Genomic DNA, 21,536 nt, shown 5'->3' on the forward strand with positions numbered 1-21,536 from the left:
AGTTATGTCCTAGTTTTATATTTGTGCGAAATATGTCCGACGGACTTACCTTACGATAGAGGGGGGAAAAGGATGAGCAAACATCGTGTATCTAGACGTCAATTCCTTAACTATACACTTACGGGTGTAGGCGGTTTCATGGCGGCGGGAATGTTAATGCCGATGGTTCGCTTTGCAGTGGATCCAGTATTGAAAACGGAAGCTGCGGGAGATTTTAGAGCGACTAAGCAAAAGGTTTCAGAATTAACGAATGAACCAGTACGTGTCGATTTCTCTTACGAGCAAAAAGATGCGTGGTACACATCAGAAGTGACACAAACCGCTTGGGTTTATAAAAACAAAGAAGGCAAAATCATTGCTCTTTCACCGGTTTGTAAGCACCTCGGTTGTACCGTTAACTGGAATGGGAATCCAGATCATAAAGAAATGTTCTATTGCCCATGTCATGGTGGAATGTACCACAAAAATGGTGAGAATGTACCCGGTACACCACCGACAGCACCGTTGGATTCATATCCAACAAAAGAAAAAGACGGTATTCTTTATCTTGGACAACCAGAACCAAATAAATTTGTTAAGTAAGGGGGCGTAATCTGTGCTGAACAAGATCTATGATTGGGTTGACGAGCGTTTGGACATTACGCCTTTGTGGCGCGATATTGCGGATCATGAAGTCCCTGAACATGTAAACCCTGCGCATCATTTTTCTGCGTTTGTTTACTGCTTCGGAGGTTTGACTTTCTTCGTAACCGTAATCCAAATTCTATCCGGAATGTTCTTAACGATGTACTACGTCCCGGATATTAAAAACGCTTGGGAATCTGTGTATTATTTACAAAATGAAGTGGCATTCGGACAAATTGTCCGTGGGATGCATCACTGGGGAGCTAGTTTGGTTATCGTAATGATGTTCTTACATACACTACGCGTCTTCTTCCAAGGTGCATACAAAAAACCTCGTGAATTGAACTGGGTTGTTGGGGTTCTTATTTTCTTCGTTATGTTAGGGCTTGGCTTCACCGGCTATTTACTGCCGTGGGATATGAAAGCGCTATTCGCGACGAAAGTAGGTCTTGAAATTGCAGGAGCGACTCCATTCATCGGAGATCAAGTGAAAATGTTATTAGCGGGTGATGCTCATATCGTTGGAGCACAGACTCTGACTCGATTCTTCGCTATTCACGTATTCTTCTTGCCTGCTGCTTTACTTGGATTGATGGGGGCTCACTTCCTGATGATCCGTAAGCAAGGTATTTCTGGACCACTATAAGTTATTTATTAACCTAATAAAAGGAGGGGGACACTATGCATCGAGGAAAAGGGATGAAGTTTGTAGGGGACTCCCGGGTTCCTGCAGACAGAAAGCCGAATATACCGAAAGACTATTCGGAGTTCCCTGGTAAAACAGAAGCTTTCTGGCCAAACTTCTTATTAAAAGAGTGGCTGGTAGGTGCTGTTTTCCTTATCGGTTACTTATGTTTAACGGTTGCTCATCCATCGCCGTTAGAGCGTATTGCCGATCCGACGGATACTGGATATATTCCATTACCTGACTGGTATTTCTTATTCTTATACCAATTACTTAAGTACACATATGCATCTGGACCTTATAATGTTATCGGAGCGTTCGTTATTCCTGGTATTGCCTTTGGAGCACTTTTACTTGCTCCTTTCATCGACAAAGGACCTGAACGCCGTCCAACAAAGCGTCCGTTTGCGGTAGGATTCATGTTATTGGCACTCGCGGCAACATACTTCCTGACTTGGGAATCAGTTGCGACTCATGACTGGGAAGCAGCGAAGGAACAAGGGAAGATCCGTGCTGAAGTGGATATCGATAAAGAATCTGAAGGATACAAAATCTTCGCTGACCAGAAGAACGGTTGTATCAACTGTCATGGTGAAAACCTGCAGGGTGGGGCTGGTCCTTCCTTAATCGGAACGGGTCTTGCACCTGAAGAAATTGCTAAGATCGCTAAAAACGGTAAACCGCCTGGCATGCCAGCTGGTTTATTTAAAGGGACAGACGAAGAGTTAAAGAAACTATCCGAGTTTATCTCTGGTTTAGAAGAATAATTGTTGAAAGGGCCGGCTTATGTTGGCCCTTTTTTTAACTTGAAAGTGGGGTGCCATTCATGCTCTGGATCATGACGATTTTAAGAAATAGACTGTTTTTATGGCTGTTGCTCATTGTTAATATACTCGGCACCATTTATGGATACATTTGGTATACTTCTCAACTGCGAAATACGCCTCCCCAATTTTTACTATTCGTACCTGATAGTCCGACAGCAAGTTTGTTTTTTTGCTTTGTCTTGATTGCATTTTTAATGAATAGAAATTGGCCGATTTTTGAAGTTCTCGCGATCATCACTCTGTTCAAATATGGAGTATGGGCAGTGGTCATGAATTTGTTGACCCTCTGGGTTTCGGGGGACTTGCCGTGGCAAGGATATATGCTGATGGCATCACATGGCGCTATGGCCGTGCAAGGTATCCTGTACTCTTCCTTTTACAGAGTAAAACTATGGCATATTGTCGTAGGTGCCGTATGGACAGTGCATAATGATATCATCGACTACGTATACATGCAGTTTCCTGTATACTCCAAACTGTATATGTATATTCAGAATATTGGGTACTTTACATTTTGGCTAAGTATCATGTCTGTTGCAATCGCATATTATTTCACCCAAAAAACGAATCGATTACATATCCACTATAAGTTGTCTTGATTTAGTGGTCTACTCTTGTCCTTCTTTTCATAAACTTTATTAGTAGTTTTAGGGGGGACAAGTATGAAATTCATCCAATTTTTTATCACAGCTTTCTTATTTCTCATTTTAGTGCCTCAACCATTAATTGCGGAAGAGTCAACGTCTCCGATGAACGAGCTCGATGATATTTCAGATCAGGCCTTACAGATGACAAAGGCCGGCCGATATGAAGAAGCAAAACATCTATTGGTGTATTTTTCAGATGAATTTGCATCTATGAGTGCCGAGCGGTCCTTTTCGATGGATGAGCTTAGAATTCTCACCATCTCACATAATCTAGCGGTGGAAAGTATCAATCAAACGTCACTTGACCAGGAACAGAAGGTGAACGCCGTTACAAAGTTTCGACTGGTGATGGATGCTTTAAACAGTCAGCATCAGCCGTTGTGGGTTGAAATGGAGGACCCGATCATGGAAGCTTTCAACGGGGTGAAGCTTGCTGCCGAAAAGGGAAATGCCGAGGACTATCAAATGACTTTGAATGTATTTTTATCCAAATATAACATCATTCAGCCAAGTATCAAATTAGACATCCCGGTTGAGCGGGCTCAAGTGTTGGATGCAAGGATTTCTTATTTGGACCACTATCGTCAGGATGTATTGGAATGGCAGGAAACAATGAGTGAACTGACAGCTCTGGAAACCGATCTTCAAAAGCTGTTTGAGAATATGACAGAGGATGAAGCGGATCCTTCCCTATGGTGGGTCATCATTTCCACAGGAAGTATCATTGTTTCTACATTATCTTATGTAGGTTGGAGAAAATATAAGGGGCAGAGTGAAGTGAAAAAGTCAGAACGGCAAAAAAATTGACAGCTTGCTTATGTCGCTATAAAATTTAGGTAATCTATACATCTGGAGGTTAATGCGATAATGGCAGGATTTTTAATTTACTTTTTACTGATTGCTCTTATTCCGATTGGGGCTCAGATGCGTGTAAAGAGTACGTTTAAGAAATATTCGAGAGTAGCTACCACTTCCGGTATGACAGGAAGGGAAATGGCGAGAAGAATTCTAGATGAAAACGGATTGCACAATGTGAAAGTAGTAGAAGGCAGAGGTTTTCTGAGTGATCACTATAACCCAATGACAAAAACGGTTGCGTTATCACCTGATAACTATCACGGTCATTCTGTAGCGGGAGCTGCTGTTGCAGCCCATGAAGTGGGTCACGCGATTCAGGATGCAGAGAGCTATGCATTCCTTCGCTTCCGTCATGCTCTCGTACCGGTTGCAAATATTGGGTCTAATATGTCCTGGATCTTTTTGATGATTGGTATTTTCACACAATTATCCGGAATGTTCCTTCTCGGTATCATCCTGATGGCTGCAGGGGTTGTGTTCCAGTTGATCACTCTTCCAGTTGAGTTTAATGCTTCTTCCCGGGCGATGAATCAAATCGTTTCACTTGGATTGATCCGTAACGAAGAGGAGCGCCATGCCAGAAAAGTTTTGAACGCAGCAGCCATGACGTATGTAGCTGCGGCGGCCGTTGCCATCATTGAATTGTTGAGACTTGTATTAATCTTCACAGGAATGAATGGTGACGATTAAGTTAAAAAAGCAGCCGTACTCTTTCTGAGTTCGGCTGCTTTTTTGTATCGGGAGACCCCTGTCTAGTCAAGGATGGGGTTTTTGTCGGAGTCAAGCGTGAACCCTTCCCCGAGTACGTCATGTACAACGGTGACTGACACAAAGGCGTGGGGGTCGACGCTTGTAATGATATTCTTTAGCCTTACAATTTCATTTTTTCCCACCACGCAGTAAAGTACTTCACGATCTTGCTTCGTAAATGATCCATGGCCGCGTAAAACGGTTACTCCACGATCCATTTTCTCATTTATGACACTGGCGATTTCTTCGTGGCTTTCGGAAATGATCATAGCGCCCCTTGCGGAATATGCCCCCTCCTGCATGAAGTCTATGACCCTTGCCGCAACGAATACAGCAACGAGTGTATACATCGCTTCTCTGTATTCCAAATACGTAATAAGAGAGACACCGATGACAACGGCATCAAACATGAACATCGTTTTCCCCATGCTCCATCCTATGTATTTGTGTGCGAGTCTCGCAATAATGTCGACCCCGCCTGTCGTACCACCATATCTGAATATAATGCCAAGGCCAATTCCGATGAATACCCCAGCAAACAAGGCAGCGAGAAACAAATCGCCTTCCAGGTCGATGGTCATTTGATATCGCTGGAAAATCCATAGGAACACCGACAATGCTACCGTTCCAATTACTGTGTAATAGAAGGCTTTCTTTCCGAGCAGCTTCCATCCCAGGAAGAATAGGGGTATATTTAAGGCAAGGTTGGAGTACGAAGGATCAATATCGAATAAGAAATAAAGAATAAGCGTTATTCCCGTAAATCCACCTTCTGCCAGTTTATTTTGAATATTAAAATGTACAAGACCAAAAGCGAATATAGCGGAACCCAATAAGATGAACAGAATATTTTTAACGCGCAGTCCCAACATCCGTGATTCCCTCCTTTTAATAGTATTATCTCGTTGACAGAGACATTATATAAGAAGAAAAACAAACTGGCAACGAAGACTTTCGAAATCAAACGTAATATTTGTCAAAAGGGAAGGATTTAGCTAACATGATAGGAGATAATGAAGGAGTGAAGCTTCTTATGGAAAAAGATAAATCGATGAATCAATTACAAACAGAAGTAGATCAATACATAAGTCAATTTAAAGAAGGGTATTTTAGTCCATTGGCCATGGTAGCACGACTCTCTGAGGAACTTGGTGAATTAGCGAGGGAAGTGAACCATTATCATGGAGAAAAACCAAAAAAAAGCTCCGAAGAAGAAAGTACGATAGAAGAAGAGCTCGGGGATCTATTATTTGTGGTGATCTGCTTGGCCAATTCATTGGATATCAGCCTTGAAGATGCGCACAATCGAGTGATGCACAAGTTCAATACAAGAGATAAAGATCGTTGGACAAGAATTGAAGGTGGGGATGAAGATGGATCAAATTAATGTCACGATTGCAGGACCAAGAGGGAGAATGGGGAAGGAAGCTGTTCAACTGGTGAAGGACACTGAACACTTTACACTCATCAGTGTGATTGATCACAAAATGGAAGTGGATCTGGATGTACCGGTGTTTAGAGATATTGAAACATGCTTCAAAGATCAAGTTCCCCATGTATTAATTGACTTAACGACACCGGAAGTAGGATATCATCATACAAAAACGGCACTGGAATATGGCGTGAGACCCGTTGTGGGCACAACAGGTTTTTCTGCAGAAGAATTGGAAGAACTGAAAGAACTGTCAGAATCAAAATCACTGGGATGTATCATTGCCCCCAACTTTGCCATTGGTGCCGTACTCATGATGAAGTTCTCCCAGATGGCTGCAAAATACTTCAATGATGTCGAAATTATCGAACTACATCATGATCAGAAACTTGATGCCCCATCGGGTACTGCTTTGAAAACGGCTGAGATGATCAAAGAAGTGAGGGAAACCAAGAATCAGGGCCATCCTGATGAGAAGGAGACGCATCCCGGTGCCAGGGGGGCGGATATAGATGGCATGCATATCCACAGTATTCGGCTTCCAGGACTCATAGCCCACCAACAGGTGATGTTAGGTGCAGAGGGACAGACTCTGACAATCCGGCATGATTCCTTCAACCGCGGAAGTTTTATGTCGGGTGTGAAGGTGTCTGTAGAGACGGTCATGAAACTCGATACATTGGTGTATGGCCTTGAAAATATTTTAGACTAAAGGGTGAGTGTTATGAATATTGCGCTAATTGCTCATGATAAGAAAAAAGATGATCTCATTCGATTTGTACTGGCATACAAGTCAATCATAGAAAAACATTCCCTTTTTGCCACTGGTACTACTGGAAAAAGGATCGGGGAAGAAACAGGGTTACCCATTCATCGGTTTCGTTCGGGTCCACTTGGTGGAGACCAGGAGATAGGTTCATATATCGCCAATAATAAAATGGATCTCATCCTATTCTTTCGGGATCCCCTGACAGCTCAGCCCCATGAACCGGATGTGTCGGCGTTGATCAGGTTGTGCGATGTATATGCCGTTCCTCTTGCCACCAATATGGGTACGGCTGAAGTCCTGGTTAGAGGTCTCGAAAAAGGAGATATAGAGTGGCGGAGTGTCGTAAGGGATAAGGAGGAATAATGTGAGTGAACAAATAGACATCCTGGCGTTCGGGGCTCATGCTGATGATGTAGAAATCGGCATGGGGGGGACGCTTGCGAAATATGCTTCTGAAGGAAAGAAGATTGTGATTTGCGATCTGACAAAGGCAGAGCTATCTTCGAATGGTTCGGTATCCCTGAGGGAAGGCGAAGCTTTGAAAGCGGCTGACATCCTCGGGGCATATGAAAGAGTGACACTGGATATACCGGACAGGGGAATATACATAACAGAAGAAAACATCGGGAAAGTCGTAGACGTAATCAGAACGTATCAACCGAAAGCAATCTTTGCTCCATATGATCAAGACCGGCATCCTGATCACGGGAATGCTTCACGACTTGTGAAAGAAGCATTTTTCTCTGCGGGAATCCGGAAGTTTCAACCTGGCATCCCTGCTCACAAGGCGGGCCACCTGTATTTTTACATGATCAACGGTTTTCACAAACCTCAATTTGTGGTTGATATTGAACCATATGTGCAAGCGAAGATTTCCAGTCTGGAAGCATATGGCAGCCAGTTCACTAAAGGGGCCGACGGAGTATCCACACCTTTGACAGATGGATACATCGAAGCGGTCGAAGCGAGGGAGAGAATGATGGGAAAAGAAGCGGGAATTCGCTATGCTGAAGGATTCTTTTCTTATAACACGCTCATCCTGCATCAAGATTTGTTAGGAGATTAATTGTATGAAGAAGTTGAAAATAGGAATAACCTGCTATCCTACAGTAGGTGGTTCCGGTGTCGTCGCAACGGAACTCGGTAAATTACTGGCTGAGAAAGGCCATGAAATACATTTTATTACCTCGAGCATCCCATTCAGATTGAACAAGATGTATCACAACATTTATTTTCATCAAGTAGAAGTAAGCCAGTATTCAGTCTTTCAATATCCCCCTTATGATTTAGCACTGGCGAATAAGATGGCAGAGATCACGGTACGTGAAAACCTGGACATCCTGCATGTGCATTATGCCATCCCCCATGCGGTATGTGCTATATTAGGGAAACAAATGTCAGGGAAGGATGTCAAAATCGTCACCACTTTGCACGGTACCGATATCACGGTACTTGGGTATGATCCGTCTTTGACCGGTGCCATTCGTTTTGGCATTGAGAAGTCGGATGTCGTGACGGCGGTTTCTTCAGCCCTTGTGAAACAAACCGACGATTTGATTCAACCTGATAAAGAAATACAAACGGTTTATAATTTTATTGATGAGAGGGTCTACAAAGAAGTAGATTCGCGTCATCTTAGAAGCGAATATGGAATCAAAGATCATGAAAAAGTCATCATCCATGTCTCGAACTTCCGTGGTGTAAAAAGGGTGACCGATGTGGTCGCCTCTTTCCACTTGATCCAAGAGGAAATCCCTGCCAAGCTTCTCCTTGTAGGGGACGGACCTGAAATGACGCTCATATGCAAACAGGTAAGAGAACTTGGATTAGAGGATCGGGTCCTCTTCCTTGGAAAGCAAGACAATCTGGAAGAACTCTACTCAATCAGTGATATCAAGCTTTTACTGTCAGAAAAAGAGAGTTTCGGCCTTGTTGCACTCGAGGCGATGGCTTGCGGTGTTCCGAGTATTGGTACAAATGTAGGTGGAATTCCTGAAGTCATCGAGGATGGGTACAATGGATTTATCTGTGAAATCGGCAACGTCAAACAGGTAGCAGCGAGATCGCTTCAATTGCTGAAAGATGATCAACTCCATAATACATTATCAATAAATGCTCTTCATACGGCCAGGACGAAATTCCACTCCAGCAAAATTGTTGAACAGTATGAAAGAATATACAGAGATCTTTTATGAGCAGACCAGTCTCCGTCATTAATACGATGACAATAAAGCAGGTGTTATAAATGTTACCAAGCATATTTCAACAAGCGGTACCCGTTCTCAGAAAACTAGAAGAGGCAGACTTCGAAGCCTACTTTGTTGGAGGCTCTGTGAGGGATTATTTCCTGGGCAGGACAATAAACGATGTAGATATAGCCACTTCTGCCTATCCTGATGAAGTGAAGAGGATTTTCCAAAAGACGTTTGACATCGGGATTGATCATGGAACGGTCCTCGTCATGGAAGAAGGCAGGGAGTATGAAATCACCACGTTTAGAACCGAATCTTCCTATACTGATTATAGAAGGCCGGACAAAGTGGAATTCATCCGTTCACTTGAAGGTGATTTAAAGCGTCGGGATTTTACCATGAATAGTATGGCCATGGATGGGGTTGGTCAAGTGGTAGATCCTTTTAATGGAAAAGAAGATATACATAATAAGTTGATTCGGACCGTGGGCTCACCCGCATCGAGATTTTCTGAGGATGCCTTGCGTATGATGAGGGCAGTCCGGTTCGTCAGTCAATTAGGGTTCACAGTCGAGCACTCAACATTAGATGCCCTTTGCGAGCACTCCGGTCTACTGGAACATATAGCAGTGGAAAGAAAGACGGCGGAGTTTGAAAAGATCCTGGGAGGTAAGTGGAAGGAAGAAGGATTGAAACTTCTAGTCCACACGAACCTTTATAGGGAGCTCCCCGGTTTAAGCAACTTTCATGCTGAGCTTCTGAAGTTAACCGAACTTCACCAATTGGATAGATTAGACCAACATCAGGCATGGTTACTTTTACTCTATTATATGGGAAATGAAGATCTTCAAGGTTTTTTGAAAACTTGGAGACTTCCTACTAAAACGATCCATTCCCGTTCTAAAGAATTAGCCATCCTAAAGGAGAGAAAGACAACCGGATGGACAAAGCATTTACTGTATCGTGCAGGGCTTGATGCCGCGCTTAATGTGGAAGCAGTATATGGGTGTTTGGACCCTTCAGGGAGTGTTTCATCAGAAGAATTAAAGAAGCAATTCAATCAGCTTGTGATCACATCCAGGCAGCAGCTCAACGTAACCGGTCATGATCTGATGGCATGGTCGGCAAAACAGGGAGGTCCCTGGATCAAAGAACGATTATCTGAAATTGAAAGGAATATTGTCAATGAAACAGTACCCAATGATAAAGAAGAGATAAGGAGGTGGCTCGAAACATGCAGTCGACTATAAGGAAAAAAGTCCTTCAAGCCCTATTTGAGTCAGATCAGGAATTTTTATCAGGGCAGGCTCTTGCGGATTTTGCAGGCTGTTCAAGAACAGCGATTTGGAAACATATTGAAGAGCTTCGTAAAGAAGGCTTTGTTCTGGAAGCTGTAAGAAAAAAAGGATATCGCATCATTGAAACCCCCGACGGTGTCACAGAAAGTAAAATCCGTCTTGGTCTAAAGACTCGTACGTTAGGGACCGTCATCCATTATGAAGAATCTGTCCCTAGTACTCAGCGGATCGCACATACCCTTGCAAGTGATGGGGCCGAAGAAGGAACTTTGGTTATTGCGGATGAACAGACAGCAGGAAGAGGCAGATTGATGAGGGAGTGGCACTCGTCAAAAGGAACTGGTATTTGGATGAGCCTGATATTAAAGCCTCTCCTCCCGCCTCAAAAGGCACCTCAATTCACACTAATCGCAGCCGTGGCTGTTGTCCAGGCAATCGAGGAAGTAACGGACCTTCATCCTCAAATCAAATGGCCGAATGATATACTCATAGATGGAAGGAAAGTAACAGGTATCCTGACGGAGCTCCAAGCCGAATCGGATAAAATCAATTCGATCATTATCGGTATCGGAATGAATGTCAATCAGACAAAGGAACACTTCCCTGATGAGATTCAAAGAATAGCAACGTCTCTTTCCATCGAACAGGGAAAAAGCCTATCAAGATCTGAACTGGTTCAAAGGCTTCTCGAACGTTTAGAGTCTTTGTACTCTCTATATATGAAAGAAGGGTTCACCCCCATCAAGCTTTTATGGGAGAGCTATGCCATCAGTATTGGGAAGAAAATCCGGGCAAGAACCATTAATGGAACCATTGAGGGCAAGGCGCTAGGAATTACGGAGGATGGAGTCCTTAAGATCGAGGATGCTGATGGAACCATCCATCAGATATACTCTGCCGATATTGAAGTAAATATATAATTTACAGCGGGATGGAGACAAAACCTGTACTTCCATCCCGCTGTTTTATGATATAATCTCATTGGGCAGTATCGTAAGAACTGCACCTGTAAAATGAAGCATGTTTAGAATACTATTTCTGCCTTGATCCATTATGGACTGGGACAGAGGGTCGAAACCATGATGTCAAACACTTAGGATCCTTCTGTCATTTTAACAGGAGGTTTTTTTATGTTTATAATGAAAGTGCTTTCATGAACGTTTCGTCACCTCTGACTGAAAAGAAGGAGGATAATATGAAACAAACTACAGATTTTCTTAAGATGAAGAATGAAAAAGAGAAGATTTCCATGGTCACCGCGTATGATTATCCAAGTGCCAAATTAGCAGAAGAAGCGGGAATCGATATCATTTTGGTCGGAGACAGCCTGGGGATGGTCGTTTTAGGTTATGAGTCTACAGTACCCGTGACGATCGATGATATGATTCATCACACCAAAGCTGTAAGAAGAGGGGCAACAAACACCTTCATCGTAACGGATATGCCGTTTATGACGTACCACTTAACGAGAGAAGAAACCCTGAAATCGGCTGCAGAGATTCTCCAGCGGGGAGGAGCACATGCCGTTAAGGTCGAAGGGGGAGCCCATGTTATCGATCGTATTCAAGACCTGACCGGTGCGGGAATTCCCGTGGTGGCTCATCTAGGATTGACTCCACAATCTGTAGGCGTTCTTGGAGGATATAAAGTACAAGGGAAAACGGCAGACACGGCACGGAAATTGATTGACGACAGCATAAAATGTGAACAGGCGGGTGCTTTTGCCCTCGTGCTCGAATGTGTACCGAAGCAAATCGCACAGGAGATATCGGAAGCGTTAACGATACCGACGATCGGAATCGGTGCCGGAGTTGAAACAGATGGTCAAGTGCTGGTCTTTCATGACCTTGTCACTTATGGGGTAAACCGTGTGCCCAAGTTTGTCAAACAATATGGAAATGCCTCTGAAGTCATTCATAACAGCTTAACAAGTTATATAGAAGAAGTGAAGGGTAAGAGCTTCCCGACTGATGGACATTCCTTTTCCATGCGGGATGAAGAACTTGATTCCCTGTATGGCGGGTTGAAAAAATGAACGTCATAACATCTATTGGTGATTTGAGACTGCATATAGATCATTTAAAGAATACTGGAACAACGATAGGATTCGTCCCTACCATGGGGTTTCTCCATGAGGGGCACTTGACTCTGGCAAAAGAAGCCAGGGTCAACAATGAAATCGTCGTGATGAGTATCTTTGTGAATCCACTTCAGTTTGGACCGAACGAAGATTTTGACCGCTACCCCCGGGATGTTGACAGAGACACAGAGTTAGCAAGGAAGGCTGGAGTCGATATCCTCTTCATTCCAGAAGCGGCTGACGTTTACAGGGGAAAACAGTCAGTGACAATGAGCGTGAAAGAGCGTGTTGATGTACTGTGCGGTCGGAAGCGGGAAGGTCATTTTGATGGGGTGGTTACCGTCCTGACAAAATTATTTCATCTCGTGCAGCCTACCAGAGCTTACTTCGGCCAGAAGGATGCCCAGCAAGTTGCGGTCGTAGAAGGACTGGTAAGTGAATATTTCTTTCCCGTGGAAATCGTAAGGGTCCCTACCGTTCGGGAAGAGGATGGGCTTGCCAAGAGCTCTAGAAATGTCTATTTATCTCCTAAAGAAAGAGTAGAAGCCCCTTTTCTCTATCGAAGTTTGAAAGCAGCAAGAAAGAGTATTGAAGATGGAGAGCGGAACCCATCTGTCATTACAAAGAAAATTTCAGATGATATTCAAGGTCGTACTTCAGGGACCATCGATTATGTGGAAGTGTATTCCTACCCGGAGCTTGAAGAACTGGAGCGACTGGAAGGTGACATCATCATAGCTTTGGCCGTCCAATTCCAACAGGCAAGGTTAATAGATAATATAATCATCAGTGTAGATTCGGAGGAGGATTTAAATGTTTAGAACGATGATGAGTGGAAAAATTCATAGAGCGACTGTAACGGAAGCCAATCTTGATTACGTGGGGAGCATTACCATCGATCAGGATATCTTGGATGCTGTCGGAATGATGGCTAACGAAAAGGTTCAGATCGTCAACAACAATAACGGTGCCCGCCTGGAGACCTATATCATACCAGGGGAAAGAGGAAGCGGCGTCATCTGTTTGAACGGAGCAGCTGCAAGACTCGTTCAAAAAGGTGATATCGTGATCATCATTTCGTATAAACTGATAGCTGAGGAAATGGTACATGACCATATCCCGAAAGTGGCCATCATGGGAGAAAATAACCGCGTGATTGATATGATCGGAACAGAACCTGAAGCGACAATATTATAAGAGATGGGCAAGTCTTCTAATTTTGGAATAGGAGACTTGCTTTTTTGTTTATGGTACACTTATTGAGAAAATCATAAGAGTAGGATCTAAATAAAGGCAGTGAATAACATGTACCCTTATAAATTGGTAGTCATCGACTTGGAAACAACAGGAAATTCTCCAAAAAAGGGAGAAAAAATCATTCAACTATCAGCGGTCATTATTGAAGGCGGTAAGATCATAGATCAATTCACGTCATTTGTATCACCTGGAAAACCCATTCCTGTGTTTATTGAGGAATTAACGGGGATCAACGATGAAATGGTGAAGGGTGCACCAGCCTTTCATGAAATAGCACCTAAAATTCTTGAGCTTTTGGATCATGGTGTCTTTGTGGCCCATAACGTTCAATTTGATCTTTCCTTTCTTCAGGCAGAATTGGAAGAAGCGGGATACAATCCATTTACGGGACCTGCCTTTGATACTGTGGAATTAGCAAAGGTGGCTTTGCCATCCGCGGACAGCTTTAAACTGACGGAGCTTTCCAATTCATTGGAGCTAAGTCATGTAAGACCTCACCAGGCTGACAGTGATGCTTTTGTGACAGCTGAAATTCTTCTATATTTTATCGAAGAACTTTCAAAGCTCCCATTGGTCACCCTTGAAAAGCTTTGCAAGCTATCGAAACACTTGAAGAGTGACCTTGATTTGTTGTTTGACAGCATTGTGATAGAGAAACAAAAACATATAGAGGATCTTTCTGATGAATTAGAGGTTTATCGTGGCCTGGCCCTGCGAAAGAAAAGCCATTTTGTGACATCCGATGAAGCTCGTCATTTTCATGAACCCGATATAGAGGAACATCTGGCACAACATGTACCTTTCTACGAAAAAAGAGAGCAGCAAATGGAAATGATTCATGAAATCACCCGTGCATTTCATGATTCGAAGCATATAGTCATCGAAGCTGGCACCGGGGTTGGGAAATCACTTGGTTACTTATGGCCCGCCGTCATGTTTGCCAAGAGTAACAAGGAAAAAGTGGTCATCAGTACATATACGATTCAATTACAAGAGCAATTACTTCATAAAGAAATTAAGTTATTGGAGAAAATCAGCCCAATTCCATTCAGGACCGTTCTCTTGAAGGGGAAGAATCATTACATCAACCTGTTCAAATTCGAGCAATCCCTCAGGGAAGATGAGTCACAGTACGATGTGGTCCTGACAAAGATGCAGATTCTGGTATGGCTGACACGGACTGAGTCCGGCGACATGGATGAACTGAACCTCACTTCAGGAGGGCAGTTGTTCTGGAATCGTCTAAAACATGATGGATGGCACCTGGCTCATACGAAAGATCCATGGGTCGGGAAGGATTTCTATCTTTCAGCGCGAAAGAACGCACAGGAAGCGGATATCATCATCACGAATCATTCTATGCTTCTGACGGATATGGTGAGGGAGAGCAGTATGCTGCCTGCATATGAGTATTTAGTGATTGATGAAGCTCATCATTTGGAAAAGTCAGCAAGACAACATCTGGGGATTATCATGGATTATCTCTCCATTAAGTTTAACACTTCCCAATTAGGGACACTGGACCACAAGCAATTGTTTTACCGTCTGGATCAGCTTCTCACCAGTCACTCGGTGGATTTGGGTACACATGCCTTTGAACTGGATGCGAAAATTGGACAGTTTTATATGGACTTGGAAGAAGCCATTTCTGTATTGACAAGTGTATTCTATAAGAAGGCAAAAAAGAGAACGGGGATACAAAAAATCCAGCTGCGCATTACCGATGAAATGAAAAAGAGCAGTTATTGGCAGCCGGTCGTCATGTCGATGGAACGTGTGATTTCAGGAATGAAGTACGTAGAAAGAGAGTTCCAACAGGCGTTGGATACCATCAAGGAAAAGAAAATCAAACTCCTTGATAAAGAAAAAGCCTTGATTGAAGAATTCTTCAGCTTTTTAGTGGATTGGACAGAATTGAGAACGAATTTTCAAACGGTGTTCTTGAATAAACTGAACAACCACGTTCTCTGGCTGGATGGGGACACAAGATCGTTGCCAAACAGTCTTTCTATTCAATCGCAGCCGATTACCGTCGACCAGGATCTCCAGAGTGAGATTTTCGCCAAAAAGAAAAGTGTGGTGCTGACATCTGCTACCCTGACCGTCAGTGGATCTTTCAATTATTTCTTGAATGAGATAGGTCTTATCGATAAGGGTGTAAAACAGCTTCAGCTTACCTCTCCTTTTGATTATAATGAGGTTTCCAGGCTTTTCATTCCAACGGATGTACCTGAAATCCAACAGGTTCAAAACGAAGAATACATTGAAGCCATTAGTTCCCATCTAATAGGGGTCGCACAAGCGACTAAGGGTCGAATGCTCATTTTATTCACTTCTTACGATATGTTAAGGAAAACGTATGAGCTCATGAAAGAAAGTGGCTTATTAGAAGAATATGTGTTGATGGCCCAGGGGATCACTTCAGGTAGCCGTACCCGCCTGACGAAAAACTTCCAACGCTTCGAAAAGGCGATTTTATTTGGGACGAGCAGTTTCTGGGAAGGGGTGGACATTCCAGGAGAGGACTTATCCTGTCTTGCCATGGTGAGACTTCCGTTTTCCCCGCCGGATGATCCTGTCAATCAGGCCAAATCGGACATCCTCAAAGCACAAGGGAAGAATCCCTTTTCCGCTCACTCTTTACCTGAAGCCATTATACGCTTTAAACAAGGGGTGGGAAGGTTGATAAGAAGGAGCAGTGATCGTGGTATCGTGATTGTATACGACCGTAGAGTGATGACAACAAGATATGGAAAAGCTTTTCTACAATCGATTCCTTCGATGGAAGTCAAAGAAGGAGACTTGGTTGACTTGGTGTCTTTGATCGATGATTGGCTCTGAATCCATTTAAACTTCAGTGATAAAATCTCTTCTTTAACACAACCTAAAGAGTAGATGTGAAACTGGAGGACTGTGAATGAGAGTGATTATATCAGTAATGCTGTCTTTTCTCCTGATCAATTCCAATGCTTATGGAGTGAAAGTCCCCAAGGTGAATTTACATGTGTCACATGAAGAGTATGCGATTAGTTTCCTCCCTGTTCAAAAAGGGGAGGTCGCAGTACTACATTTGCCTTCAGGGGATCATTATATGATCAATACGGGGAGTTTTCAGGAACGCAATCAACTTTATTATTACTTTAATCAAATTCATATAGACAACATTAAGGGCATAATCATCACTGAGAAAAGTGAAGTGGATGAAAGAATGATTGGTGAATTGGTGAAAAGGTTCAGGATAAAAGAAATTGTGGCAGGGAAATCCCTTGAATCGTATATTCCTCAACAATTTTCACCGATCGTTCATACCATTCAAGAGGACGACACCTACACTTTTTCTGATGAATTAGCCATGAGGGCAGTTCATGACGGAAATGAGAAAAGAGAAGGGCTGGACTTTTCCATCAGCTTTTTTCACCATCGTTTTCTCTGGCTGAGCTCACAATCTCCTCATTCTGAAGGGGTGCTGCTAATGAAACCCCTGAAAAATGTCAACATCGTTAAAATACCGGTCCATTCTAAATCAGAAGGCATGTCTCACCGTCTTCTGGAGCATGTTGATCCACAAACCGCCATTCTTTATCGCTCGAAAGAAAGACTTCTTAATGGTGATATGCTTGAGGCGATCAACGAAGCGTGGATTGATCTCTACTTAACGGGTCAACATGGATTGATTGCAGTGAAATTTAACAAAAGAAATTATGAGGTCCTCACATTTGATCAGGAAGATGGCGTGTTCAAGGATGAAGGGTAAATGCAAGGAGGCTGACAGTTCAGCCTTCTGCATTCGAAATCCCGATCGATTTTTGTGATAACCCCTACCATGGTGGCCCCTTATGTTGTTATAATATGTGTAGAGTTTTCTTTACTTGTAAGTAAGGCTGGAGATAAAAGGAGGAGCAACATGGAAAGTCGCATTGAAATTCTTTCCACCGTTCGTATTGAATATACGGATAACTTATATAAAGTGGTTGATACACTAAATAGAACGTTAAAAAAAGATGATTATATGTTTGGTTTAGCTTTAGATCCGGAAGATCAAAATCAAGCAGTTTTAACAATTTATCGTACATAAAGAGTGATTGTAATGAAAAAAGTGATAACCATTGTAGTAATATCATTCATCGTCATTGGAGTAGCTTCTTCAGTCCTGATATATCAAATATCCCGAAATCCACTCGATCAAGAGGCAGATATGGCCTTAAAACGGGTCAAAGACGAAACAGCTATTGTTAAAGTAGAGAACACAAGCTTCTATAATGGCTCTAAATCCTATGTGGTCGTAACCGGTGAAAATAACAAAAATGAAAAGCTGGTTGCATGGGTCCCTAAAAAGAAAGGGGATATAATTGAGAAAAAATGGGCTGATGGCATTACAAAAGATCAGGCGATCAATAAACTAAAAGATGAAAAGAAACCGAAAGAATTATTATCAGTCCGCTTAGGATACGAATCGGTCGGGCCCGTATGGGAAATGACCTACTTAGATCAACAAGAGAATCTAAACTATTATTATCTGCTGTTTTCTACCGGAGAGTGGTGGAGGAAAATTGAAAATTTATGATCAGGGGGAAAACGTCAATGAAATTCACATTAGCTGAAAGAGTCAGTGCATTAACACCATCAACGACATTAGCAATCACGGCTAAAGCGAAAGAGATGAAGGCACAGGGAATCGATGTCATCGGTTTGGGTGCGGGTGAACCAGACTTTAATACACCTGAACATATCATTCAGGCTGCATATGAGTCCATGACGGAAGGTCATACCAAATATACTCCATCAGGCGGAATGGCAAAATTGAAGGAAGCCATCATCCATAAATTCGAAACAGATCAAAAGCTGACTTATCAATCATCTGAAATTATTGTGACCAGTGGCGCGAAGCATGCCCTTTATACATTGTTTCAAGTCCTGTTAAACGATGGAGATGAAGTCATCATCCCTACTCCCTATTGGGTCAGCTACCCTGAACAAGTGAAGCTTGCCGGAGGGGTCCCGGTGATTGTGGAAGGGAAAGAAGAAAATGCCTACAAAATCACTCCACAACAGCTGAAAAAATCAATCACATCAAAAACAAAGGCCGTCATCCTCAACACACCAAGTAACCCTACAGGTATGCTATATTCCCGTGAGGAACTTAAGGATATCGGGAATGTTTGCTTAGAAGCGGGCATTATGATCGTGTCGGATGAAATTTATGAAAAGCTGGTTTATGGTGGAAACACACATACTTCCATTGCTGAATTGTCCCCGGAACTAAAAGAACAAACCATCGTGATTAACGGAGTATCTAAATCCCATTCCATGACGGGGTGGAGAATCGGCTATGCGGCAGGTAACGAAGGGGTCATCAAGGCCATGACCAATCTTGCCAGCCATTCTACATCAAATCCTACTACAATCTCACAATTTGGAGCTGTCGCTGCCTATTTAGGGGATCAGAAGCCGGTAGAGGATATGAGGAACTCTTTTGAAGAGCGACTGAACATTGTGTTTGATAAGCTGAACAATATTCCTGGATTTCATTGCTTGAAGCCTCAAGGTGCTTTCTATCTTTTCCCGAATGTATCGGAAGCCGCAAAGAAAACAGGCTTTAGCAATGTGGATGAATTCTCTAAAGCCCTTTTGGAAGAGGCAAAGGTAGCAGTCATCCCCGGATCAGGTTTCGGATCGGAAAACAATATCCGTCTGTCTTATGCCACAAGCCTTTCAGCCCTAGAGAAAGCAATCGAACGCATGCACGATTTTGTTGTCAGCAAAAGTAAATAAGTACAGGTTTGCAGACCGTATACCGGTCTGCATTTTCCTTAAAATCATCTCGTTTTACTCTATCTATTGCGACGGGATAACGGTAAATGTATAATAAAGAACGATACATAAGCGTCTTAGTTTTTTTGGAGGGAAAAAATCGTGAAAACTACTATATCTCAAGTAAGTAAGTTTGTTGGTGAAGAAGTAACCATCGGTGCATGGCTCGCCAACAAACGTTCCAGTGGAAAAATTGCCTTTCTCCAGCTTCGTGACGGAACAGGATTCATTCAAGGTGTCGTCGTCAAAAGTGAAGTGGAAGAAGAAATCTTTCAAAAAGCAAAATCATTAACACAAGAAACATCACTATATGTAACAGGAACGGTTTCTGAAGATTCCCGTTCACCGTTCGGATACGAGCTGCAGGTGAAAAGTGTTGAAGTCATCCATGAAGCTGTTGATTATCCGATCACACCAAAGGAGCATGGAACAGAATTCCTTATGGACCACCGCCACCTTTGGCTTCGTTCACGCAAGCAGCATGCAGTGATGAAAGTGCGTAATGAAATCATCCGCGCTACATACGAATTCTTCAATCAAGAAGGATTTGTAAAGGTGGATCCACCAATCCTAACTGGAAGTGCTCCTGAAGGAACGACTGAATTATTTGCCACGAAATATTTCGAGGAAGATGCGTATCTTTCCCAAAGTGGTCAGCTTTATATGGAAGCTGCAGCTATGGCATTGGGGAAGGTATTCTCATTCGGACCTACATTCAGGGCGGAGAAGTCGAAGACCCGTCGTCATCTGATCGAATTCTGGATGATCGAGCCTGAAATGGCATTCTACGATTTCAAGGATAACCTGGAAGTTCAGGAACAGTATGTGTCATATATCGTCCAATCAGTACTGGATAATTGTAAGCTTGAATTAGATCGTCTGGGAAGAGATACATCTAAGCTGGAGCAGATCAAAGCCCCATTCCCTCGCATCACATATGACGATGCACTGAAATTATTACATGAAAAAGGTTTTGATGATATCGAATGGGGTGATGACTTCGGTGCCCCTCATGAGACAGCCATCGCTGAAAGTTACGACAAGCCGGTATTCATCACCCATTATCCGACTTCTCTAAAGCCTTTCTATATGCAACCTGATCCGGATCGTGATGATGTAGTACTTTGTGCAGACTTAATCGCTCCTGAAGGGTATGGAGAGATCATTGGTGGTTCAGAGCGTATCCACGATGCAGAGTTGATGAAGCAGCGCATTGAAGAGCACGAGCTCGCTACAGACGCATACAAGTGGTACCTGGAGCTAAGAGAATATGGATCCGTTCCTCATTCCGGCTTCGGTCTTGGACTCGAAAGAACAGTAGCCTGGATCAGCGGAGTAGAACACGTAAGGGAAACCATCCCATTCCCGCGTCTATTGAACCGTTTATATCCATAATAAAATCAAAAGAGCTGGCGGAATTGCTAAAGCAATCCTCGCCGGTTCTTTTGATTATGATCTGGTTTTTTCCATCTTTCTTCTAATCCGTAACCATGTCCACATATATTGAATCATGATATACTAATGAATGAGGTGTACTGAATATGGATTATAAACGTTTAATGGTGTCCTGGATAGAAGAGGGGACACTGAACATTCCGCAATTATTATTATCAAATTACCATACACTGGGATTAAATGAATCAGAGTTTGTACTGCTTCTTCATATTTATGGTCATTTGGAAAAGGGAAACTATTTTCCGACCCCTGAAGAACTTTCCATGCCGATGAGTATTTCCAGCGAATTTTGTTCATCCCTTTTACGAAAGCTCATTCAACAGCAGTTTTTATCAATTGAAGAAGGATCATCTGCAGATGGCATTCTATTTGAGAAGTACTCCCTGAATCCCCTATGGGAAAAGTTGGCGGAATTCGTCATACAGGATTCAAAGATGAAACAAATGCAGCAATCAATGGAAGAAGAGGCAGACATCTATACAACATTCGAACAGGAATTTGGTCGTCCTCTATCTCCCTTGGAATGCGAAACACTTGCCATGTGGCTGGATCAGGATGATCATAATGCAATTATCATTAAAGCAGCTTTAAGGGAAGCGGTCATATCAGGAAAGTTGAACTTCCGATATATTGACCGGATTCTGTTTGAATGGAAGAAGAATGGCGTGAAAACCATTGAAGATGCACGAAGTCAAAGCCAGCGCTTCAGATCCCACCAGAAGCCGGCCGCTACCAATGAGTCTGCATCTTCCCCGAAACGGAAATCTGTTCCATTCTACAATTGGCTTGAGCAATAAAATGATCAAAGGGGACTGCACCTGTCTGTGTCAGTCCCTTTTTATTTGATACAT

Annotated in this window: 24 protein-coding genes; 23 read left to right on the forward strand and 1 reads right to left on the reverse strand. The window is 42.9% G+C overall.

All coding sequences use genetic code 11. The features are described 5' to 3' along the window. Window positions 1–72 precede the first annotated feature (72 nt). From SLH55_RS18890 to SLH55_RS18915, 6 genes are all read left to right on the forward strand, one after another. Complete coding sequence (locus SLH55_RS18890) at window positions 73–582, forward strand: ubiquinol-cytochrome c reductase iron-sulfur subunit (RefSeq protein ID WP_098350206.1); 510 nt, start codon at window positions 73–75, stop codon at window positions 580–582. A 13-nt stretch (window positions 583–595) separates the two neighbouring features. Further along, window positions 596–1,270, forward strand: coding sequence for a menaquinol-cytochrome c reductase cytochrome b subunit (gene qcrB, locus SLH55_RS18895; RefSeq protein ID WP_032087896.1), 675 nt, complete (start codon window positions 596–598; stop codon window positions 1,268–1,270). Window positions 1,271–1,305: 35 nt separating this feature from the next. Further along, window positions 1,306–2,076 carry a menaquinol-cytochrome c reductase cytochrome b/c subunit gene (locus SLH55_RS18900; protein WP_219168331.1) on the forward strand — a complete coding sequence of 257 codons (771 nt, stop codon included), beginning with the start codon at window positions 1,306–1,308 and terminating at the stop codon, window positions 2,074–2,076. 59 nt (window positions 2,077–2,135) lie between these two features. Then, the gene (locus SLH55_RS18905; RefSeq protein WP_219168330.1) at window positions 2,136–2,735 is read left to right on the forward strand and encodes a DUF1405 domain-containing protein; all 600 of its coding nucleotides are present in this window, start codon (window positions 2,136–2,138) and stop codon (window positions 2,733–2,735) included. A 63-nt stretch (window positions 2,736–2,798) separates the two neighbouring features. Next, window positions 2,799–3,590 (forward strand): sporulation protein YpjB, encoded by a 792-nt coding sequence (gene ypjB, locus SLH55_RS18910; RefSeq protein WP_320324234.1) that lies wholly within the window; start codon window positions 2,799–2,801, stop codon window positions 3,588–3,590. A 60-nt stretch (window positions 3,591–3,650) separates the two neighbouring features. Further along, a complete protein-coding gene (locus SLH55_RS18915) occupies window positions 3,651–4,331 on the forward strand; it encodes a zinc metallopeptidase (protein WP_034758397.1) in 681 nt (226 codons plus the stop codon). A 62-nt stretch (window positions 4,332–4,393) separates the two neighbouring features. Here SLH55_RS18915 and SLH55_RS18920 read toward each other — a convergent pair whose 3' ends face one another. Further along, window positions 4,394–5,263, reverse strand: coding sequence for a YitT family protein (locus SLH55_RS18920; protein WP_219168328.1), 870 nt, complete (start codon window positions 5,261–5,263; stop codon window positions 4,394–4,396). Window positions 5,264–5,364: 101 nt separating this feature from the next. On the opposite strand from SLH55_RS18920, the gene SLH55_RS18925 reads away from it, so the two are divergent. From SLH55_RS18925 to SLH55_RS19005, 17 genes are all read left to right on the forward strand, one after another. After that, a complete protein-coding gene (locus SLH55_RS18925) occupies window positions 5,365–5,778 on the forward strand; it encodes a nucleotide pyrophosphohydrolase (RefSeq protein WP_320324235.1) in 414 nt (137 codons plus the stop codon). Then, window positions 5,765–6,535: a 4-hydroxy-tetrahydrodipicolinate reductase gene (gene dapB, locus SLH55_RS18930; RefSeq protein WP_219168327.1), complete on the forward strand. Its 771-nt coding sequence runs from the start codon at window positions 5,765–5,767 to the stop codon at window positions 6,533–6,535. Before SLH55_RS18925 ends, dapB begins: the two co-directional genes overlap by 14 nt. 12 nt (window positions 6,536–6,547) lie before the next feature. Beyond that, on the forward strand, window positions 6,548–6,955 hold the full coding sequence (gene mgsA / locus SLH55_RS18935) for a methylglyoxal synthase (RefSeq protein WP_219168326.1): 408 nt from the start codon (window positions 6,548–6,550) through the stop codon (window positions 6,953–6,955). 1 nt (window position 6,956) lies between these two features. Further along, window positions 6,957–7,658 (forward strand): bacillithiol biosynthesis deacetylase BshB1, encoded by a 702-nt coding sequence (bshB1, locus tag SLH55_RS18940; protein ID WP_219168325.1) that lies wholly within the window; start codon window positions 6,957–6,959, stop codon window positions 7,656–7,658. A gap of 4 nt (window positions 7,659–7,662) precedes the next feature. After that, the gene (bshA, locus tag SLH55_RS18945) at window positions 7,663–8,787 is read left to right on the forward strand and encodes an N-acetyl-alpha-D-glucosaminyl L-malate synthase BshA (protein WP_320324236.1); all 1,125 of its coding nucleotides are present in this window, start codon (window positions 7,663–7,665) and stop codon (window positions 8,785–8,787) included. A gap of 50 nt (window positions 8,788–8,837) precedes the next feature. After that, on the forward strand, window positions 8,838–10,034 hold the full coding sequence (locus tag SLH55_RS18950; RefSeq protein WP_320324237.1) for a CCA tRNA nucleotidyltransferase: 1,197 nt from the start codon (window positions 8,838–8,840) through the stop codon (window positions 10,032–10,034). Beyond that, window positions 10,019–11,002: a biotin--[acetyl-CoA-carboxylase] ligase gene (locus SLH55_RS18955; protein WP_219168322.1), complete on the forward strand. Its 984-nt coding sequence runs from the start codon at window positions 10,019–10,021 to the stop codon at window positions 11,000–11,002. The genes SLH55_RS18950 and SLH55_RS18955 overlap by 16 nt, the downstream gene beginning before the upstream one ends. Before the next feature lie 275 nt (window positions 11,003–11,277). Beyond that, complete coding sequence (panB, locus tag SLH55_RS18960) at window positions 11,278–12,117, forward strand: 3-methyl-2-oxobutanoate hydroxymethyltransferase (RefSeq protein ID WP_320324238.1); 840 nt, start codon at window positions 11,278–11,280, stop codon at window positions 12,115–12,117. After that, window positions 12,114–12,983 (forward strand): pantoate--beta-alanine ligase, encoded by an 870-nt coding sequence (gene panC / locus SLH55_RS18965; RefSeq protein ID WP_219168320.1) that lies wholly within the window; start codon window positions 12,114–12,116, stop codon window positions 12,981–12,983. The genes panB and panC overlap by 4 nt, the downstream gene beginning before the upstream one ends. Further along, window positions 12,976–13,359 (forward strand): aspartate 1-decarboxylase, encoded by a 384-nt coding sequence (gene panD, locus SLH55_RS18970; RefSeq protein ID WP_219168319.1) that lies wholly within the window; start codon window positions 12,976–12,978, stop codon window positions 13,357–13,359. The genes panC and panD overlap by 8 nt, the downstream gene beginning before the upstream one ends. 108 nt (window positions 13,360–13,467) lie before the next feature. Beyond that, the gene (dinG, locus tag SLH55_RS18975) at window positions 13,468–16,260 is read left to right on the forward strand and encodes an ATP-dependent DNA helicase DinG (protein ID WP_320324239.1); all 2,793 of its coding nucleotides are present in this window, start codon (window positions 13,468–13,470) and stop codon (window positions 16,258–16,260) included. 76 nt (window positions 16,261–16,336) lie between these two features. After that, a complete protein-coding gene (locus SLH55_RS18980; protein ID WP_219168317.1) occupies window positions 16,337–17,173 on the forward strand; it encodes a hypothetical protein in 837 nt (278 codons plus the stop codon). A gap of 150 nt (window positions 17,174–17,323) precedes the next feature. Beyond that, window positions 17,324–17,494, forward strand: coding sequence for a YpmA family protein (locus SLH55_RS18985; RefSeq protein ID WP_082051082.1), 171 nt, complete (start codon window positions 17,324–17,326; stop codon window positions 17,492–17,494). Between the two features lie 12 nt (window positions 17,495–17,506). Then, the gene (locus tag SLH55_RS18990) at window positions 17,507–17,983 is read left to right on the forward strand and encodes a DUF5590 domain-containing protein (protein WP_219168316.1); all 477 of its coding nucleotides are present in this window, start codon (window positions 17,507–17,509) and stop codon (window positions 17,981–17,983) included. A 17-nt stretch (window positions 17,984–18,000) separates the two neighbouring features. Further along, window positions 18,001–19,191: a pyridoxal phosphate-dependent aminotransferase gene (locus SLH55_RS18995; protein WP_320324240.1), complete on the forward strand. Its 1,191-nt coding sequence runs from the start codon at window positions 18,001–18,003 to the stop codon at window positions 19,189–19,191. Window positions 19,192–19,332: 141 nt separating this feature from the next. Continuing rightward, on the forward strand, window positions 19,333–20,625 hold the full coding sequence (gene asnS / locus SLH55_RS19000) for an asparagine--tRNA ligase (RefSeq protein ID WP_219168314.1): 1,293 nt from the start codon (window positions 19,333–19,335) through the stop codon (window positions 20,623–20,625). A 146-nt stretch (window positions 20,626–20,771) separates the two neighbouring features. Next, entirely contained in the window at window positions 20,772–21,482 is a 711-nt protein-coding gene (locus SLH55_RS19005; protein WP_219168313.1) for a DnaD domain-containing protein, read from the forward strand. Window positions 21,483–21,536 lie beyond the last annotated feature (54 nt).

The organism is Rossellomorea sp. YZS02 (genome assembly GCF_033963925.1).
Lineage (GTDB): Bacteria > Bacillota > Bacilli > Bacillales > Bacillaceae_B > Rossellomorea.

Coding starts and splice junctions, on each gene's coding strand:
- SLH55_RS18890 (WP_098350206.1), top strand. CDS start 73: ATGAGCAAACATCGTGTATCTAGACGTCAATTCCTTAACTATACACTT.
- SLH55_RS18900 (WP_219168331.1), top strand. CDS start 1,306: ATGCATCGAGGAAAAGGGATGAAGTTTGTAGGGGACTCCCGGGTTCCT.
- SLH55_RS18905 (WP_219168330.1), top strand. CDS start 2,136: ATGCTCTGGATCATGACGATTTTAAGAAATAGACTGTTTTTATGGCTG.
- ypjB (WP_320324234.1), top strand. CDS start 2,799: ATGAAATTCATCCAATTTTTTATCACAGCTTTCTTATTTCTCATTTTA.
- SLH55_RS18915 (WP_034758397.1), top strand. CDS start 3,651: ATGGCAGGATTTTTAATTTACTTTTTACTGATTGCTCTTATTCCGATT.
- SLH55_RS18920 (WP_219168328.1), bottom strand. CDS start 5,263: ATGTTGGGACTGCGCGTTAAAAATATTCTGTTCATCTTATTGGGTTCC.
- dapB (WP_219168327.1), top strand. CDS start 5,765: ATGGATCAAATTAATGTCACGATTGCAGGACCAAGAGGGAGAATGGGG.
- mgsA (WP_219168326.1), top strand. CDS start 6,548: ATGAATATTGCGCTAATTGCTCATGATAAGAAAAAAGATGATCTCATT.
- bshA (WP_320324236.1), top strand. CDS start 7,663: ATGAAGAAGTTGAAAATAGGAATAACCTGCTATCCTACAGTAGGTGGT.
- SLH55_RS18950 (WP_320324237.1), top strand. CDS start 8,838: ATGTTACCAAGCATATTTCAACAAGCGGTACCCGTTCTCAGAAAACTA.
- SLH55_RS18955 (WP_219168322.1), top strand. CDS start 10,019: ATGCAGTCGACTATAAGGAAAAAAGTCCTTCAAGCCCTATTTGAGTCA.
- panB (WP_320324238.1), top strand. CDS start 11,278: ATGAAACAAACTACAGATTTTCTTAAGATGAAGAATGAAAAAGAGAAG.
- panC (WP_219168320.1), top strand. CDS start 12,114: ATGAACGTCATAACATCTATTGGTGATTTGAGACTGCATATAGATCAT.
- panD (WP_219168319.1), top strand. CDS start 12,976: ATGTTTAGAACGATGATGAGTGGAAAAATTCATAGAGCGACTGTAACG.
- dinG (WP_320324239.1), top strand. CDS start 13,468: ATGTACCCTTATAAATTGGTAGTCATCGACTTGGAAACAACAGGAAAT.
- SLH55_RS18980 (WP_219168317.1), top strand. CDS start 16,337: ATGAGAGTGATTATATCAGTAATGCTGTCTTTTCTCCTGATCAATTCC.
- SLH55_RS18985 (WP_082051082.1), top strand. CDS start 17,324: ATGGAAAGTCGCATTGAAATTCTTTCCACCGTTCGTATTGAATATACG.
- SLH55_RS18990 (WP_219168316.1), top strand. CDS start 17,507: ATGAAAAAAGTGATAACCATTGTAGTAATATCATTCATCGTCATTGGA.
- SLH55_RS18995 (WP_320324240.1), top strand. CDS start 18,001: ATGAAATTCACATTAGCTGAAAGAGTCAGTGCATTAACACCATCAACG.
- SLH55_RS19005 (WP_219168313.1), top strand. CDS start 20,772: ATGGATTATAAACGTTTAATGGTGTCCTGGATAGAAGAGGGGACACTG.